We start from the raw sequence: 17,520 nt of genomic DNA on the forward strand, positions 1-17,520 counted from the left end.
CATCCTCACATGCCATGATAGTTCAGGGTAGGAGGTCATGTTTAGTATGAAGAAATATATCCCTAACCAACACGGCGCCTGGGCGATGCTCGTTCTGCCCTTTCTGTTCGGGGTAGCCGCATCCCGGGGGCAGCTTATACATATTCCGCTGTTTGTCTGCTGGCTGCTGATCTATTTGTTCAGCTTTCCTTTGCTGCAGGGGGTGAAGACAAGGAAATTCAAGCGTTATGCCCAGCCCTTGAAGCTGTATGGCATTCTGCTGCTCCCTTTGATCATCTATCTGGTGGCAGCTGAACCTGTGCTGTTATGGTTTGTTCTGCCGCTCGTGCCTTTGTTCGCTGTGAATCTCTATTATGCCAGAACCAAAAATGAACGGGCCCTGCTCAATGACATCTCGGCCATAGTGGCCTTCTGCCTGATCATCTATCCGGTCTTCTATGTCGGTCAGGGCGGGAGCTGGCAGACTGCGACCGAGCTGTTCGTGCTGGCCGTGCTGTACTTCACAGGAACCGCATTATATGTCAAAACCGTCATCCGTGAACGGAACAATAACCGCTTCTATTACGGATCGGTGCTCTATCATCTGCTGGTTGCAGCAGCCGGACTCTTCCTGTTTCCGTCTTTGCTGGTTCCGCTGCTGATCCTGCTCCTGCGGGCGGCCATCCTGCCTAAGACGGGCATCACTGCCAAACGTACCGGAATCATCGAGATCGGCTTCTCCGTTATGTTATATGTGTCTGTGCTTGTGCTCTACTTCTAGCGTATAAAATAACCCCAAACGTATAAAATCAGGAAGCTCTTCTGCCGGTAATCACGGTAGAGGAGCTTCCTTATTGCTGCGTAATGCTATTCCACAATCATATCCTGATTGCTCGATCCCGGCGGCACAATGGGGTATACATTGCTCTCCTCGGTAATATCGAACTCCATAACAACAAGCCCCTCCGTATGCAGCGCAAGTTCAATAATCTGCTCCGCTTCAGCAAGCGTGTGTGCCCGGAACCCGTGGGCGCCGAAGGACTCCGCCAAAGCGACAAAATCCGGCGAGCTGATCCGCACCGAGGAATACCGCCGGCCCAGAAACAGCTGCTGCCACTGTCTTACCATCCCCAGATACCCGTTCTTAAAGATCGCAACCTTGACGTTCAGCCCATGATCAACAGCCGTCATAATCTCCTGCATATTCATCTGAAAGCTTCCGTCGCCTGTAATACAAACCACATGGCGGTCAGGAAAAGCAACAGCGGCGCCGATTGCAGCAGGCAAGCCGTACCCCATGGTGCCCAGTCCGCCGGAGGTCAGGAACGACCGTGCTTCCGAGAACTCGTAATGCGTAGCCGTCCATATCTGATGCTGGCCGACATCTGTGGCTATAATCGCATCGCCCGCTGTAGCCTTTTGAATGCATCTGATAACCTCCTGGGGAGTCATCTTGGCATCCTGGCCCTTGCCTGATTTCACCGGACGCTTCAGCCAGGCCATGATCTGCTGATCCCAGGCGGAATGCTCCGCTGCCTGTACTTGTCCCCGTAATCCGCTAAGGAAATCTGCACAAGAACCGGTGACCGCAAGATCTATGGGAATGTTCTTGTTCAGCTCGGAGGTATCCAGATCTACTTGAATTTTATAGGAACCCGGCGAGAACGCCTTACGGTTGCCCGTTACCCGGTCACTGAACCGCACACCGAGACACAGCACAACGTCAGCACCCTGGAGTGCACGGTTGGCAGCCACTGTTCCATGCATCCCGACCATGCCCAGATGCAGGGAGTGTCCGGACGGGAAAGCTCCGAGGCCCATCAGCGTGCTGGCTACAGGAAGTCCCAGCTGCTCGGCGAATTCCTTCAGGAGTGCCGGGGTCTCCCCTTGAATACAGCCTCCGCCAATAAGCACAAGCGGCCGCTGCGCACGGTTCAGCCGCTCTGCCGCCAGCTGAATATCCGCAGGATCTATGAAATAATCGGTCTGGTACCCCCGGATAACCGGCGGGGAGGACTGAACGGAGAAGTCACCTGCTGCAGTGAATTCCGCATTCATGACATTTTTCGGCAGATCGATCAGAACCGGACCGGGCCGTCCTGTTGTCGCCACATGGAACGCCTCATGTATAATTCTTGGAAGCTCCTTGATCTCCCTAACGATATAATTGTGTTTCGTAACCGGCATCGTCATTCCGTAAATATCCACTTCCTGAAAGCTGTCCAGACCAATAAGCTCGGTGGATACCTGGCCGGTAAGGACAATTAACGGAACCGAATCCATGAAGGCGGTAGCAATTCCGGTGACGGCATTGGTTGCTCCAGGACCGCTGGTAACAAGGGCTACCCCCGGGCGTCCCGTCGCTCTTGCGTATCCGTCCGCAGCATGGACCGCAGCCTGTTCATGTCTGACCAGCACATGCTGAATCCGGTCACAATCATACAGCGCGTCGTATAAAGGCAATACGGCACCGCCGGGGTAGCCGAACAGGGTCTCAATCTTTTTCTCGATCAGCATCTCAATCAGCAGCTGTGCTCCGTTCATAAGTTCAGTTCGTCTCCCGTCATATATAATGTAGTTACAGGCTGCATTCCTGCCCGCTCAACCGCTGAATAATGCGTTCTGTGCTTAACCTCCAATATAGGACATGCCGATCTTGGTTCTGTTCCCCGCGGTCTGTTCTGTCCGCTCATCGGAATAGCGGTCAGCGCGCTTCTCCCAGACGTCTCTAATGGCAGCCAGCAGATGTTGATCATCCGCACCGCTGCGGAGCATTGCCCTGAGATCAAAGCCCTCCGATGCGAACAGGCAGGTATACAGCTTGCCGTCGGAAGACAGCCGGGCCCGCGTGCAGGAGGAGCAGAAGGATTCGGATACGGAAGTGATAAAGCCGATCTGCGCCTGACTGCCTTTGTAGCCATAACGCTGCGCCACCTCGCCGAAATAATCGTGCTCCAGGGCTTCCAGCACAAATGTACCCTGGAGGCGCTCCAGAATTTCTTTTTTGGTAACGACCTTCTCATAGCTCCAGCCGTTGTCGTTGCCGGCATCCATGAATTCGATGAAGCGAAGCGTTATATTTCTATCCTTGAAGTAGGCCGCCATCGGCACAATCTCCGATTCGTTCACCCCTCTTTGTACCACCATGTTTACTTTGACCTCAAAGCCGGCTGCTATGGCATAATCAATATGCCTTAAAATCACTCCAGGCTTGTAACCCCGCCCGTTCATTCTGCCGAACAGCTCAGGCTCCAGAGCATCCAGACTGACATTCAGCCTGCGGAGTCCCGCAGCATAGAGCGGCATTGCCTGCCCGCCCAGCAGTACCCCGTTCGTCGTCAGCCCCATATCTTCGACACCACTTATAGCGCGGATTCCGGCAACAAGCTCGGGCAGGCTCCGCCGCATGAGCGGCTCGCCTCCGGTAAGTCTGATTTTGCTTACGCCAAGGGAGACGAAGAGCTTCGTCAGCCGGAGAATTTCAGCAAAGGTAAGCAGCCCGCTTGCCGGGAGGAAGGCATAATCCTCTCCGAACACTTCCTTCGGCATGCAGTAGGAACAGCGGAAATTACACTGGTCCGTTACCGAGATCCGCAAATCATGGATCGGCCGCCGCAGCTGGTCCTGCAATGGATGAGCAGTCATATGTCTATCCCCCTTCCGGTAAGCTTACAGCACCCATTCGTCCGTACCTTCTTCAACGCCGAGGAGCAGTACATCCACAGGATCGCCTGCAGCATAACCTCTTGTTCCGCCCGGCAGCACAATCAGCGAATTCCCGCGTGCGATGGAGGATACCGCATTTGATTTATTGAAGCCGGCAGGACGCACCGAGGTCCGGTCATGAACAGCCCGGATAAACCGGGTGAACGGATTGGCCTTCGGGAAATCCTCTGCCAGTATTGCTGTCGTACGCGGCAGATAGACTTTATCTGCCCCCATCATCGTTAGCAGGGCGGGTCTGACAAACAGCTCGAAGCCTGTGAAGCACGCAGACGGATTGCCGGACAATCCGAACAGGCACTTCTCCCCGGCAACTGCGACTGTAGTCACGCTGCCCGGACGCATCGCCACCTTGTTGAACAGCACATCGGCCCCGAGGCGCTTGTATATTTCCGGCAAGTAGTCATAGTCGCCGACGGATACACCGCCTGTGGTGATCAGGCAGTCTGTTTCTGTCATCGCCTGCCGGACCGTCAGCAGGCATTCTTCCAGCTGGTCCGCTGCCGTATCGTACATCCGGTAAGGGATACCCATCCGGGCGAGCTGGGCAGCGATCATCGGCCCGTTGCTGTTGCGGATTCTACCGGGTACGAGCGGAGCCGTCACCTCCAGCAGCTCGGTTCCCGTTGACAATATGCCTACAACCGGCCGCTTGCCGACCCGCACCTCTCCGTACCCGAAGGTAGCCAGCAGCGCCACAGTTCCGGGATGAATGAAGCTGCCTGCCGGAACGATCCTTTCGCCTGACCGCATATCTTCACCCTGCAGGGACAGATTCTCCTGCGGGGCAAAGGCTTTGCGGATGGTAAACGTCCGGCCCGCTTCCGAGGCCTGTTCGAACATGACTACCGCATCTGCACCCGCCGGCAGCGCGGCTCCCGTCATCAGACGGACGGCTTCGAATGCCCCAAGCGTAACCTGAGATATCTCCCCTGCGCCGATATGATCTACAACCGTGAAGCTGATCCGGCTGTTGCCGGAAGCACCAACTGAATCTGCCGAAGCAATTGCATACCCGTCATAGGGTGACCGCGTAAAATGCGGAACATCATGGGTTGCCGTCAGCGGCTCCGCCAGGATGCGTCCATAGCTTGCGGCAAGCGGCACTCTTTCTGTACCTGTGCAGCACACTCTTTCGGTTACCCGGAATACAGCCTCCGCCACGGTAACCGGATTTCTGGTCTTTTCCACCTTCATCTGCTCCTAACTTGATGCCGGACCCAGTAGAACCGGCTATGCCGTCCTGTATGGAAAGGGATTGGCTGCAGCGGTTCAACGCCACTTCCTCCGGTTATTTCTGCGTAATATCGCTGAATGTGCCTACATACCGGACATCCTCGCCGGTGTCATCCTTCACAGCGCTGATGTTCAGCCACTGCAGATACTCTTCCCCGTTCTTGCGCCTGTTCCAGATCTCCCCCTGCCACATTCCCTTGTCCCTGACCTCCCCCCACATAACGCGGTAAAATTCTTTGGATTGGCGGCCTGACTTGAGAATGCTGGGCTGTCTGCCGAGAACCTCGTCTTCCGTATAGCCGGTGAGCTTCGTGAAGGCCGGATTGACGGTCTTAATCAAACCGGAAACATCGGTAACCAGAATCCCCTGTCCGGTAGAATTGAACACTTCAGAGGTAAGCGCAAGCCGGTCCTGGAAATAGAGCCACACGACCAGCACCAGACTGGCCAGCGCCACCTGGGAGAGCAGCATGAACCCGATGGAATATTGCCCGGTCGCCGAATAAATCACCGACAGCATGATCGGAGGGAAAAAGCCGCCCAGGCCGCCCATCATCGATACAATTCCGTTCGCGACACCCGCCTGCTTATTGAAGTACAGCGGAACTAATTTGAAAATGACTCCGTTACCGATTCCTGCACTGAACGCAATCGCAAGGCATCCGGCTGTATATAATCCCATATCTGGCATAAAGGCCAGGATAATAGCTGCAATTGTATAGATACTGAATGTGCCGGTAAGCAGGAACAACGGCTGGAACTTGTCGGCAAGCCAGCCGCCTACCGGACGGAAGAAGGTCGCAACGGCGATGAAGCCGGCTGTGCGCATCCCGGCATCCACCTTGTCCAGACCGAAATTCGATACCAGAAAGTTAGGCAGATAAATCGTGAAGGCCACAAAGGAGCCAAAGGTAATGAAATAGAACAAGGAGAACAGCCAGAGCTTCTCATTTTTGGATACGCCTTTGATCTGCTCGATAATCGGTGTTTTGAGCTTAGGCTCATGACGGTCCCCGAAGAAGAAATTCAAGGCGATGAACACCAGCAGCAGAATCAGATACATTTTCACCGCAGGGGCCCAGCCTATCTGTGCTGCCACCATCGGAGCCGAGAAGGTTGTGACCGCCGTGCCGATATTCCCGATCCCGTAGATTCCGTTGATCAGACCATGCTTATCTTTGGGGAAATATTTCGGCAGAGAGGTCACCCCCACCGAGAATACGGCCCCGCCGATTCCAAGGAACAGGCCTCCGATAATCAAGTGAGTAACCGTGGACGCTTCACTGATGAAGTAGACCGGAAACAACAGCAGGATAAAGCTGGACATAAAAATAATGCGTGCTCCCAGAATGTTCGCATAATAGCCCAAAGGAATTCTTAGAATCGAGCCAAGCACCACCGGAATCGCTGTGACCATCGCAAGTCTTCCCGGAGGGATGCTGATGTCCTCGGAAATAAAGGGCATCAGGGAAGAGATGATCACCCACACCATGAATCCGGTAATCAAGTTTAAGGTTTGTAGCGGCAATTGCACTTTTTTAATCATTCGACTCACCTTTTCGCCGTTTATTCTCTTGATTATTCGTATGAATACTTCCTGTACTCATTGTATCCGCCGGTCCCCCGGCTCAGATATAGGGGAGTCCCCTTTCCCTGACAGGGGAAACCCTAAAAAAAATAACCCCCCACAGCGGGGCATTGCTCCAGACCTTATTCACTCCTGCAACTCCTGCCACAAACGAAACATTTCACAATTTCTCTTATCGCCTACTTCGGGCTTCGGCCTCTGTTACATTAGTTGGAAAAACGTATCTTAATTTTATTATTCCGGATCATGTAAAGGAATTAGTTGGATAAACGTCACTTAATTTTATTTATTTCCTCTAATCTGACTGTTTGCAGCATATTAAGTGCCGTTTTTCCAACTGCTGTTTGACAGGGTAGGCTTTGTTCACTAACAAGTGGAGAAAATCCAATTATTTTCGGAAGAAGCTGCATTTAAACCTAACCCATGCTGTTGCAAGTGACTTAATCTGCCTCCCCCGATTTATCCAGATTTCTTGTTGTCTAATTTGCTGTGCACAAAAAAAGCCGCCCCACATAGGAGCAGCCTGTTCATGCATTCTCACGTAATAAGCGTATTCAGCTGTTGGCTTAACCGCTCTTTGTCCTTCGCGCTAAGCTGATGCTCAGCCATCGGAAAGATAACCGCCTCTTCTTTGACAAAGTGTACCGTCAGCACCTCAAAGGCTTCCCCTGCATCCTTCACCGCAGCACGGATATCCTCAAGCGTCATCAGATCGGCATTGCCCTCTGTGTGATGCAGGAAATGTCCTATATACCCGTCAATCTCGCGGTGCTCCTCCTGAATGCCGGCCAGCGGCCCTTGTTCATAACCGATGTAACGGCCCAGCAGCGGAAAAAAATGCGTTTCTTCCTTCACGGTATGCTTCTTCAGCGGGCCCGTAAACTCCAGAACCGCCTTACGCAGCTTATGAAGCTGAGCTCTGGCTTCTTCCGGAGCGGGCTGCTCCCCCTCAAACCAAAGTACGATCTCATGCCATTCTTCCATCAGAAAGGATAAATAGCGGTGTTCATTCTCAAGAATGCGCATGGCGGGCACCGTAAACTTGAGCCCTGCATGTTCCGGCATCAAGGCTTACCTCCATTCGCCGGTCAGAAATCCAGCATTTTTTTCCTCAAAGCATACTCGACCAGCTCCGGCCGGCTCTTAAGGTTTAATTTCTCCATAATTTTCGCCTTGTGGGCTTCCACTGTTTTCACTGAAATGAACAGCTTCTCGGCGATTTCCTTGTTCCCGTATCCCTTGGCGATGAGCGGCAGGATCTCCAGCTCCCGCTTGGATAACAGCTCGAACAGATCCTCTGTGCCTGCCGTTTTATCCTGCTTAATGAACTCACGGACCAGCGAGGTTGCCATCTTGGGATGAATATAGGTGCCGCCTTCATAAATGGTCCGGATGGCCAGCAGCAGCTCCTCGTCCGGCGCACTCTTGAGCACATAACCGGAGGCCCCGTTCTTCAGCACATGGAAGAGGTATTCATCATCATCATGCATCGTCAGAATCAGGATTTTGGTATCGGGGTAATCCTCTTTAATCTTGCCGGTAGCGGTCAGCCCGCTCTCTCCCGGGGGCATGCTTAAATCCATAATCAGAATGTCCGGCCGGAATTTGGCGACCATAGTGTAAGCTTCCCTGCCGTCTGCCGCCGCCCCGATCACTTCAATGTCATTCTGAAAATTGAGAATCATGGAGAATCCGCTGCGTACGATCGCATGGTCGTCTGCAATGACGATCTTCATCAGAAGCTCATTCCTTTCCTCGCGCAAATCATACAGGCACCTGTAAAATAATCACCGTACCCCTGCCTATCTCTGAATCTACGCTGAAGGTGCCGCCCACCAGCTCCGCCCGCTCCTGCATGCCAAACAGGCCAAGTCCGGTTCCATCCGGCTCGTCACCCTGATTAAAGCCGGTTCCCTTATCCTCTACCCGAAGCAGCAGTACGCCGTCCTTTTCGGTAAGGGAAACTTTAACACTGTCAACCTGCGCATACTTCAGGGCGTTCAGCACCGCCTCCTGGCACACACGGTACATGACGGTTTCGATCTCACTCCCATACCGTTTCTCGGAGAGCCGGGACTCATAATCAATCACCAGGCCATAGGTTTGCTCCACCCGCTTGAAGTGTGACCGGAATGCGGCCTCCAGACCGAAATCATCCAGGGCCGCCGGCCTAAGCTCTACCGAAAGGTTGCGGATATCATTCAGAAGCCGGGTCATGGAGACCTCGGTCTGCTTCATCTTCTTCAGCAGCTGCTCATCCGCTGTCATATATTTCAGCACACGCAGATCAATCACGGCACTCATCAGCTCCTGGGCTACGCTGTCATGCAGTTCCCGGGAGATCCGCTTGCGTTCATTCTCCTGCGCCTCAATGATATGCTTCATCATTTTGTTCTGGTAGAACTTCTCTTGCGTCTTGAACTGTCTGGTCAGATCCCTAAGCATAAATACTCTGATACCCTTCTCGTCATCTATGGTGTGAAAGGTGGCGGCATAAGGGACAATCCCCTTATCCTTCGTCTCCAGATATACCTGGTATGAGGTGAACTCCTCGGAGTCCGGTGTATGAAAATAACAATTGAGGCAGGTACGGAGCTCCGTCTCACTCGTGTATCCCCGGCAGGTCCCGCAAAGCGCCTCAGGATTCCCCTGATACAGCTGCTTCAGAATATCCTTGTCCACGATGTTCTCGGCAGCCGGATTCATGGCCAGGGCTTTCCCTTGCCGGTCAAAAAAGAACATCGCCTCCGAGCTGTTCTCAAACAGCTTTGTCATGAGCAGACTCTGCAGATCCGTTCCGGGTGTCATCAACTGAGCAACAATTCCTTTCCGTTCAAGTCTCCAATCCCCTTACGCGCTGCCCTGTCCAGGTCCCCCAGCATGTCAGGGCTTACCTGCCGTTCGCCCCTGAAACCGCCAAGAAGCACGCCTGCAACACGGGCATCATTCCACACCGGCACAGCCCCTATGCTGCTCAGATTCTCCATCTTGGTAATGGGATAGTTAAACAAGGTGTCCGGCTGCACATCTGTCTGCACAGACGGGATTAAGAAAGGCTTGCCGGTCTTGAACACGATGCCGGCAATCCCTCTGCCGGATTGAAGGACAATCCGTTTGTAACGGTCCGTTGTGTTCCCTGAGGCGTATTTCCACCGGATGACATAGTCATATTCCGCCGGTTCAGCAAAAGCCAGCGACATGAAGTCATATCCCAAAGCTATGCGCATCCGGTCAAGCTCGATTTGGTAATCCACCTTATTGTTCATCGTTTCTCTCCTCATTTGAACAGGGAAAGAAATTCACCCGGCTCTTTCCGTTAATTCGATTTATTTCTTCTGTATAGGATATAACTTCTGCCTACATAATTCAACGGAACACTCCATACATGGACGAGCCGGGTGAACGGCCAAAAGGCAAAGATCGCAAACCCTGACAGAATGTGAAGCTTGAAGGAAAACGGCACCTCACCCATCAGCGACGGGTCCGGCCGGAACATGAATAAACCGCGGAACCAGACAGAAATCGTATCACGGTAATCAAACTCAGGCTGTACGGCATTCGTTACAATCGTGGAGTACATCCCCATAAACACGATGAACAGGAGGAGGGAGTTGACGATCAGGTCCGATGCGCTGCTGAGCCGGCGGACGTTCTTCAGCGTAAAGCGCCGCGAGGTCAGGATCAGCATCCCGAGCAGGGTAGCTGCGCCGAAGATTCCCCCGATATATACCGCGCCGATGTGGTAGAGATGATCACTCACACCGACGGCCTCCAGCCAAGTTTTCGGGACAGCGAGCCCGCCGATATGGCCCAAAATAACCGGCATAATGCCGAGATGAAACAGAATGCTGCCGAATTTCAGCTGTTTCTTTTCAATAAATTCACTTGATTTAGCTGTCCAGTTGAATTGATCCTTACGGTAACGGAAGATATGGCCGCCGATAAAGACCACCAGACACATATAGGGGAAAATGACCCATAAAAACTGACCTGACATATTCATTGACTCAGGGCCTCCTGTTCAACACAAGCTTTGAAGGTTTCGCGCAATCCCTTAACCAGATGGTAATAGGGACTTTCATTCCGCTCCAGCGCCTTGAGCAGATGGTAGGTGCCGTCCTCAAGAATCGCCATCAGCATCCTGAAATTCTCCGGCGCTCCCGGGACCTCCAGCCACTGCGCGGCATATATAAATTCACACATCAGCGGTAAATAATCAGGCAGCTCCCCCTCCGGCATGGCAAGGCCGAACATTTCGTACAGAAGCTTCAGCTTGGCGAGCATCTGCCCCCGTTCCTTGGCCTCCTCGAATTTGAAATAGGTCATATACAGCGCGCAGTCCTTCTGAAAATCAAAGGTGGCCGCATAGCTCTCCTGAATCTCATCCAGGCTGAAGCTCTGCATTTGCTTCCAATAGGCATGCACGTGGGCATAACCCGGATGAGTGCTGTCAAACGCCTCTTCCAGAAAAGCCGGATGAAAGTCCAGCTTCTCCGGATACATCAGCTGCAGGGCGAAATAACCGAAGGATTCCTTGTAATCATGCAGTTTGATCAGATCAATCACGCCAAATCCCCCCGTAGAAATTCTCTTCATACATTTCCTTGCCGGTCTTCATGGTGTCGCCGGAAGGGCTGGCCGGTCCGCACCCGTCACAGCCGGAGCCGGAGCCCATGTCTCCCATCCCGCTGCCGTAACCTGCCGAGCCTTGGGCACGGTAAGGATTCATGTGCTGCTCCTTGTGGGAGGTCGGGATGACGAAACGGTCTTCATATTTGGCAATTGCGAGCAGCCGGTACATTTCCTCAGTCTGCTGTGCGGTCATGCCGACACGGTCCAGACGGGTAAGATCAAATTCCCGGCCGGTGGACTGGGCGCGCATATAGGAGCGCATCATCGCCATCCGTTGCAGGGCTTCTTTGACCGTTTCCGTGTCGCAGGCCGTCAGCATGTTCGCCAGATACTGGATCGGCGTGCGCATCTCCTCGATGGCCGGGAAGATCATATCGGGATTCTTCAGCGAATCCTTGCCTTCGAAATAATTCATAATCGGGCTAAGCGGCGGTACATACCACACCATAGGCAGTGTGCGGTATTCCGGGTGAAGCGGGAAGGCCAGCTTGTGCTCAATCGCCAGCTTATAGACCGGCGAGTTCTGGGCGGCTTCCAGCCAATCCTCGGAGATGCCGTCTTTTCTCGCCTGCGCCATAATCTCCGGATCATGCGGGTTCAAGAACAGATCACATTGCGCCTTGTATAAATCCTTCTCGTCCGGCGTGGATGCCGCCTCAAGAACCTTGTCGGCGTCATACAGCAGTACCCCGAGATAGCGGATCCGGCCGGTACAGGTCTCAGAGCATACTGTAGGCAGCCCCGCTTCCACGCGCGGGAAGCAGAAGGTGCACTTCTCTGCTTTGTTCGTCTGCCAGTTGAAATATACTTTTTTGTACGGACAGCCGGTCATGCAGTACCTCCAGCCGCGGCAGGCTTCCTGATCCACGAGGACAATGCCGTCCTCATCCCGCTTGTACATCGCACCGGAAGGACAGGAGGCGACACAGCTTGGATTCAGGCAGTGCTCACAGAGGCGCGGCAGATAGATCATGAACGATTTCTCGAAGTTGAATTTGATTTCTTCTTCGATCTTCTGGATATTCGGGTCCAGCGGGCCGGTTACATGGGCTCCCGCCAGATCATCCTCCCAGTTCGGTCCCCATTCCAGATCCATCTTCTCACCGGTTACAGCGGAATGGGCCCGCGCCACCGGGGAATGCTTTTGTTCCCCCGCATTCGTCAGATGCTCGTAGTTGTACGTCCACGGCTCATAATAATCCTTCATCTCCGGCATGTCGGGGTTGTAGAAGATTTTGCCGAGTGCGATCTTGGACAGCTTATTGCCGGATTTCAGCTCCAGCTTCCCTTTGCGCAGCTGCCAGCCGCCCTTGTAGAGCTCCTGGTCCTCCCAGCGTTTCGGATAACCGATACCGGGCTTCGTTTCCACGTTATTGAACCACATATATTCCGCACCCTTGCGGTTCGTCCAGGTCGTCTTGCAGGTCACGCTGCAGGTGTGGCAGCCGATGCATTTATCCAGATTCATTACCATTGCCACTTGCGCTTTAATTTTCAAGCCAGTTGACCTCCTTCATTTTGCGGACGGCTACGTAGACATCACGCTGGTTGCCGATCGGACCATAGTAGTTGAAGCCGTAGCTGAGCTGTGCATATCCGCCGACCATCTGGGTAGGCTTCAGATGAATCCGGGTAGGCGCATTGTGGCTTCCGCCGCGCGTATCCGTAATTTCAGAACCCGGCACCTGAATGTGCTTGTCCTGGGCGTGGTACATGAACATGGTACCTCTCGGCATCCGGTGGCTGACTACCGCGCGTGCCGTTACGACACCGTTGCGGTTATAGACCTCGAGCCAGTCATTATCAGCAATCTGATGGGCCGCAGCATCCTCATTATTGATCCACACCGTTGGACCGCCCCGGAACAATGTCAGCATGTGCTGGTTATCCTGATAGGTTGAATGGATGTTCCATTTCCCGTGCGGTGTCAGATATCTCAGAACCAGGGCATCGGTTCCGCCCTTCACTGCCTTGTCACGCGGGCCGAAGACCATCGGAGGCAGCGTCGGCTTGTAGACCGGCAGCGCTTCGCCGAACTGCTGGAAGATCTCATGGTCAATGTAGAAATGCTGTCTTCCCGTCAGGGTCCGGAACGGAACGAGACGTTCAATATTCGTGGTGAACGGGGAATAACGCCGTCCCTGCTTGTTCGAGCCGCTGAATACCGGGGTCGGAATCACTTCGCGCGGCTGTGCGGTAATGCTCTGGAACGTAATTTTCTCGGCCGCCCGGTCTGCCGAGATATCCCTCAGCTCTACACCTGAATCCTTCTCCGCTGCAGCATAAGCCTTCTGGGAGACGCGGCCGTTGGTGGCTGAAGACAGATGAAGAATGGTATCTGCGGCCTGACGGGCGGTTAGCAGCTTCGGCAGTCCGTTCTTAATCGATTCATCGTAATGCACGCCGCTGATCTTCTTGAGTTCCTCATATTCTTCAGCGACAGAGAAGCTGATGCCGTGCGCGCCTGCCTTGCCGGTTTCCAGATTCGGTCCAAGTGAAGTGTATTTGTCATGAATCTGGGTGTAATCCCGCTCCACAATGGTGAAGTTCGGCATAGTTTTACCCGGAATGGCCGGCACTTCGCCCTTGGCCCAGTCTTTGACCAGACCCATCGGCTGCGAAATTTCGCTGATGGAGTCATGGCCCAACGGTGACATCACAACATCCTTATAGACGCCGGGCAGCTGCGACTTCGCCATCTCGGAGAATACCTCTGACAATTGGCGGTAGATATCCCAGTCGGAACGGGATTCCCATAGCGGATTCACGGCCGGATTGAACGGATGCACAAACGGATGCATGTCGGTGGACGACAGGTCAGTCTTCTCATACCACGTTGCGGCCGGCAGCACGACATCCGCATAGAGCGGTGTGGTGGTCATCCGGAAATCCAGGGCAACCATCAGGTCGAGCTTGCCCTCCACATCCCCGCGCCAGACAATCTCCTCCGGCTTCTGCTCTTCATTCGGCTCGGCCAGGAGACCATCGGAGGCTCCAAGCAGATGCTTCATGAAGTATTCCTGCCCTTTGGCAGAGCTGGAGATCAGGTTTGAGCGCCAGATGAACAGGGAGCGTGGGAAGTTCTCCGGTGCGCCGGGATCTTCCACGGCAAACCGTGTTTTCCGCGAGGTGATCTCTTCCACGGTGTGGCTGATAATCTCTGCATTCGTCTTCTTGCCCTGCTGCGCAGCCTCCTCGGCGAACAGCAGGCTGTTCTTGTTAAATTGCGGGAAGGAAGGCAGCCAGCCGAGACGTGCAGCCAGCACGTTATAGTCCGCCGGATGCTGGTAAGCTACATCCCCGCCCGTCGGTGATTTCAGCGAATCAGTGCCGCTCTCCTCATAACGCCATTGCTCTGTGGCAAAGTAGAAGAAGGATGTCGCGTTCTGCTGGCGTGCCGGACCCTGCCAGTCCTTGGCAAAGGCAACCGTTGACCAGCCTTCAATCGGGCGGCATTTCTCCTGGCCGACATAATGCGCCCAGCCGCCGCCGTTAACACCCTGGGAAGCGGTCAAAACCACCAGATTCAGAATGGAACGGTAGATGGTATCACTGTTGAACCAGTGGTTGATCCCTGCGCCCATGATGATCATGGAGCGCCCGCCCGTATCCAGCGAATTCTGGGCGAATTCGCGGGCAATCTGCACGACGACACTCGCCTTCACCGTCGTAATCTTCTCTTGCCAGGCCGGAGTATAATGAGATCCGGCGTCCTCATACCCCTTGGCATTCAGCGGACTCTCTCTGCGCGCCACGCCATACTGGCTCATCATCAGATCGTAGACTGTGGCGGCGTAACGTTCTGTGCCGTCGGCGAGCCGTATGGTCCGGGCCGGAATGATCCGTCTGAACGTGCCGTTGCCCGCATTATCGAAGAACGGGAACACGATTTCCGTCCACTCTTCCCCGTGCCCTTCGATGGTCAGCGCGGGCTGCACTTTACGGCCGTCCTCCCGCTCGAGAATCAGGTTCCACTTCTTGCCCTCTTCCCAGCGCTGCCCCATCGTACCGTTCGGAACCATCATCTCACCCGCTGCTTCGTCGAAGATGACCGGCTTCCACTCCGAGTGCGGGGAGGTATCTCCTAGATCACTCGCCCGCAGGAAACGTCCGCCCTTCAGGGCATCCTCATGAGGGTCAAGCAGAATCAGGAACGGCATATCTGTATATTGCTTCGCATAATTCAGGAACATCGGCTCCTGACGTTCCTGGTAGAACTCCTGCAGGATGACATGCGTCATGGCCTGGGCAAGCGCCGCGTCCGAGCCTGGATTCGGAGCCAGCCAGTTGTCGGCGAATTTGACGTTCTCGGCGAGATCCGGCGCGACCGACACGACTTTGGTTCCCTTATAGCGTACTTCCGTCATAAAGTGGGCATCCGGCGTGCGGGTTAGCGGTACATTAGAGCCCCACATCATCAGGTACCCGGCGTTGTACCAGTCCGAAGATTCCGGCACATCCGTCTGCTCCCCCCAGATCTGCGGCGAAGCCGGAGGAAGATCGGCATACCAGTCATAGAAGCTCAGCATTTGACCGCCGAGGAGGGAGATGAACCGCGCCCCCGAGGCGTAGCTGACCATCGACATAGCCGGAATCGGGGTGAAGCCGGCGATCCGGTCGGGGCCGTATTTACGGATTGTATAGATCAGCTGTGCGGAGATAAGCCGCAGCGCGTCGTCCCAGGCCACACGGATATGGCCGCCTTTCCCGCGCGCTTTCTTGTACTGGCTTGCCTTCTCAGGGTCTTCAACAATGCTGGCCCAGGCGTCGACATAATTGTCATGCTCCTGCAGCGCCGTCTGCCACAGCCGCCACAGCTTCCCTCTGATATACGGATATTTCACGCGCAGCGGGCTGTATTCGTACCAGGAGAAGGTAGCTCCGCGGGGACAGCCGCGCGGCTCAAATTCCGGCATGTCCTGCCCGCAGGAAGGATAGTCAATCTGCTGGTTCTCCCAGGTGATGATTCCGTTCTTCACGAACACCTTCCAGCTGCAGGAGCCTGTACAGTTGACTCCGTGAGTGGTGCGCACTACTTTATCGTGAGACCAGCGCTGGCGGTACATATTCTCCCAATCCCTGTTTTTCTCTTCAAGAATGGACCAGTTCCCGGAATAGCTCTCCACCGGTTTAAAAAAGTTAAGGCCGAATTTCTTCTTCATCGCTCAGGAACACTCCCTTCAAAATCTATTCAGTTAAATCCATTATGGATCTCCCCGGCCCGGCTTCCCATTAGGGAAACACCTATTGAACCTCGGGAATTCCCTTGATCTGAATCCAATGCAAATAAGCCTTTCCCGCTGAGGAGAAAAGCTTTGTTCTGGCCGTTTATTGTACCCGTCAAGGGGCCTGTTAGGGACTTCCCTCTTTCTTGTCCGGGGAATGCCTTAGCGGGAATTACACTACAAATCTCTGTGTTATACTGACACAAAAACGGGAGGATGAAGCAACATGCCAGGACCCTCACTGCGCCAATTGCACGCTCACCATGCTATTCATCAGGGCGGGCTCACCGGCGCTATAGCCAAGACGGAAGAAATGGAGGAACTGCTGGAAGCGAAGGAATTCGAAGTGGCGCACCAGGCCGCCGAGCATTTAATCGAGTACTGGGAGACGCGGATCATCAGCCACGCCGATGCGGAGGAAGACGGATTCTATCAGGAGATGGCCGGGAAGAATCCCGGCCTGCAAGACGCAGTTCTCCGGCTTGCACGTGATCATGACTTACTGCGGATTATAGTTCAGGATGTCAAAGCAATGCTGGCAGAAGAAGGGCTCACTCCTGAGGTTGTTCACCAGTTCCACGCACTGCTGGTAGTGAACGCGGTTCATAGCCGGGATGAGGAACGTCTTCTGTTCGCGGAGTAGCACGGCTGCTGCTCTCCTGCAGAATGGCACGCAGATCATCTCTATTCATCAACAGGTCCTCAAGCGTATACTCGCCCAGTACCTGCAGATAAGCTTGCAGGGCTCTGCCCAGCACGCCTTTGAGTCCGCACACCGGGGAGATCGGACAACTGCCGCCTGAAGGATGGAAGCATTCGACTAGATAGAAATCATCCTCCATCCGGCGCACGACCTCCCCGATATTGATCTTCTCCGGCGCAAGCGCAAGCCTGATCCCTCCCCCGCGCCCTCTGACCGTTTCAATATAGCCCGCCTTGCCGAGTTCATGCGAGACCTTCATCAGATGATTCTTGGAGATGCCATATGCGCTGGAGATATCCTGTATAGTTGTCAGCTCTTCCCGCTGCTTCGCTCCGAGATACATGAGGATTCGCAAGGAGTAGTCGGTATATAACGTCAGCCTCATCTCTTCTCTCCATTCTGTTTACAAATGCAATGCAGTCAACGGATTGCTG

The 17,520-nt window shown here is 54.1% G+C and carries 15 protein-coding genes; 2 read left to right on the forward strand and 13 right to left on the reverse strand.

Features of this window, described 5'->3' with window-relative positions:
- Positions 1 to 46: 46 nt before the first annotated feature.
- The gene (locus tag NSU14_RS23220; protein ID WP_076242513.1) at positions 47 to 760 is read left to right on the forward strand and encodes a YwiC-like family protein; all 714 of its coding nucleotides are present in this window, start codon (positions 47 to 49) and stop codon (positions 758 to 760) included.
- A gap of 86 nt (positions 761 to 846) precedes the next feature.
- Here NSU14_RS23220 and ilvB read toward each other — a convergent pair whose 3' ends face one another.
- The 12 genes from ilvB to NSU14_RS23280 all read right to left on the reverse strand — a co-directional run bounded on the left by ilvB (position 847) and on the right by NSU14_RS23280 (position 16,320).
- Positions 847 to 2,523 (reverse strand): biosynthetic-type acetolactate synthase large subunit, encoded by a 1,677-nt coding sequence (gene ilvB / locus NSU14_RS23225; protein WP_076242512.1) that lies wholly within the window; start codon positions 2,521 to 2,523, stop codon positions 847 to 849.
- Positions 2,524 to 2,607: 84 nt separating this feature from the next.
- The gene (gene moaA, locus NSU14_RS23230) at positions 2,608 to 3,624 is read right to left on the reverse strand and encodes a GTP 3',8-cyclase MoaA (RefSeq protein ID WP_340947434.1); all 1,017 of its coding nucleotides are present in this window, start codon (positions 3,622 to 3,624) and stop codon (positions 2,608 to 2,610) included.
- Positions 3,625 to 3,648: 24 nt separating this feature from the next.
- Complete coding sequence (locus NSU14_RS23235; protein ID WP_340947435.1) at positions 3,649 to 4,899, reverse strand: molybdopterin molybdotransferase MoeA; 1,251 nt, start codon at positions 4,897 to 4,899, stop codon at positions 3,649 to 3,651.
- Between the two features lie 94 nt (positions 4,900 to 4,993).
- Positions 4,994 to 6,484, reverse strand: a complete 1,491-nt coding sequence (locus NSU14_RS23240) for an MFS transporter (protein ID WP_336102140.1) — start codon at positions 6,482 to 6,484, stop codon at positions 4,994 to 4,996.
- A gap of 579 nt (positions 6,485 to 7,063) precedes the next feature.
- The gene (locus NSU14_RS23245; RefSeq protein WP_340947436.1) at positions 7,064 to 7,591 is read right to left on the reverse strand and encodes a hemerythrin domain-containing protein; all 528 of its coding nucleotides are present in this window, start codon (positions 7,589 to 7,591) and stop codon (positions 7,064 to 7,066) included.
- A 23-nt stretch (positions 7,592 to 7,614) separates the two neighbouring features.
- Positions 7,615 to 8,262 (reverse strand): response regulator transcription factor, encoded by a 648-nt coding sequence (locus NSU14_RS23250; protein WP_039308190.1) that lies wholly within the window; start codon positions 8,260 to 8,262, stop codon positions 7,615 to 7,617.
- 28 nt (positions 8,263 to 8,290) lie between these two features.
- On the reverse strand, positions 8,291 to 9,334 hold the full coding sequence (locus tag NSU14_RS23255) for a PAS domain-containing sensor histidine kinase (RefSeq protein WP_042134710.1): 1,044 nt from the start codon (positions 9,332 to 9,334) through the stop codon (positions 8,291 to 8,293).
- On the reverse strand, positions 9,334 to 9,792 hold the full coding sequence (locus NSU14_RS23260; protein WP_042134708.1) for a GAF domain-containing protein: 459 nt from the start codon (positions 9,790 to 9,792) through the stop codon (positions 9,334 to 9,336). Before NSU14_RS23260 ends, NSU14_RS23255 begins: the two co-directional genes overlap by 1 nt.
- A 50-nt stretch (positions 9,793 to 9,842) precedes the next feature.
- Positions 9,843 to 10,529, reverse strand: coding sequence for a respiratory nitrate reductase subunit gamma (gene narI, locus NSU14_RS23265; RefSeq protein ID WP_340947437.1), 687 nt, complete (start codon positions 10,527 to 10,529; stop codon positions 9,843 to 9,845).
- A complete protein-coding gene (gene narJ, locus NSU14_RS23270) occupies positions 10,526 to 11,092 on the reverse strand; it encodes a nitrate reductase molybdenum cofactor assembly chaperone (protein ID WP_039308160.1) in 567 nt (188 codons plus the stop codon). Before narJ ends, narI begins: the two co-directional genes overlap by 4 nt.
- The gene (gene narH / locus NSU14_RS23275) at positions 11,085 to 12,656 is read right to left on the reverse strand and encodes a nitrate reductase subunit beta (RefSeq protein WP_340947438.1); all 1,572 of its coding nucleotides are present in this window, start codon (positions 12,654 to 12,656) and stop codon (positions 11,085 to 11,087) included. Before narH ends, narJ begins: the two co-directional genes overlap by 8 nt.
- Positions 12,646 to 16,320 carry a nitrate reductase subunit alpha gene (locus NSU14_RS23280; RefSeq protein WP_340947439.1) on the reverse strand — a complete coding sequence of 1,225 codons (3,675 nt, stop codon included), beginning with the start codon at positions 16,318 to 16,320 and terminating at the stop codon, positions 12,646 to 12,648. The genes narH and NSU14_RS23280 overlap by 11 nt, the downstream gene beginning before the upstream one ends.
- 289 nt (positions 16,321 to 16,609) lie before the next feature.
- On the opposite strand from NSU14_RS23280, the gene NSU14_RS23285 reads away from it, so the two are divergent.
- Complete coding sequence (locus NSU14_RS23285) at positions 16,610 to 17,026, forward strand: hypothetical protein (RefSeq protein WP_340947440.1); 417 nt, start codon at positions 16,610 to 16,612, stop codon at positions 17,024 to 17,026.
- Here NSU14_RS23285 and NSU14_RS23290 read toward each other — a convergent pair.
- Positions 16,935 to 17,471, reverse strand: a complete 537-nt coding sequence (locus NSU14_RS23290) for an RrF2 family transcriptional regulator (protein WP_336102143.1) — start codon at positions 17,469 to 17,471, stop codon at positions 16,935 to 16,937. The two genes, NSU14_RS23285 and NSU14_RS23290, sit on opposite strands and share 92 nt — an antisense overlap.
- Positions 17,472 to 17,520: the final 49 nt, after the last annotated feature.

It is taken from the genome of Paenibacillus sp. FSL R10-2771 (genome assembly GCF_038000205.1).
GTDB classification, from domain to species: domain Bacteria; phylum Bacillota; class Bacilli; order Paenibacillales; family Paenibacillaceae; genus Paenibacillus_AQ; species Paenibacillus_AQ phytohabitans.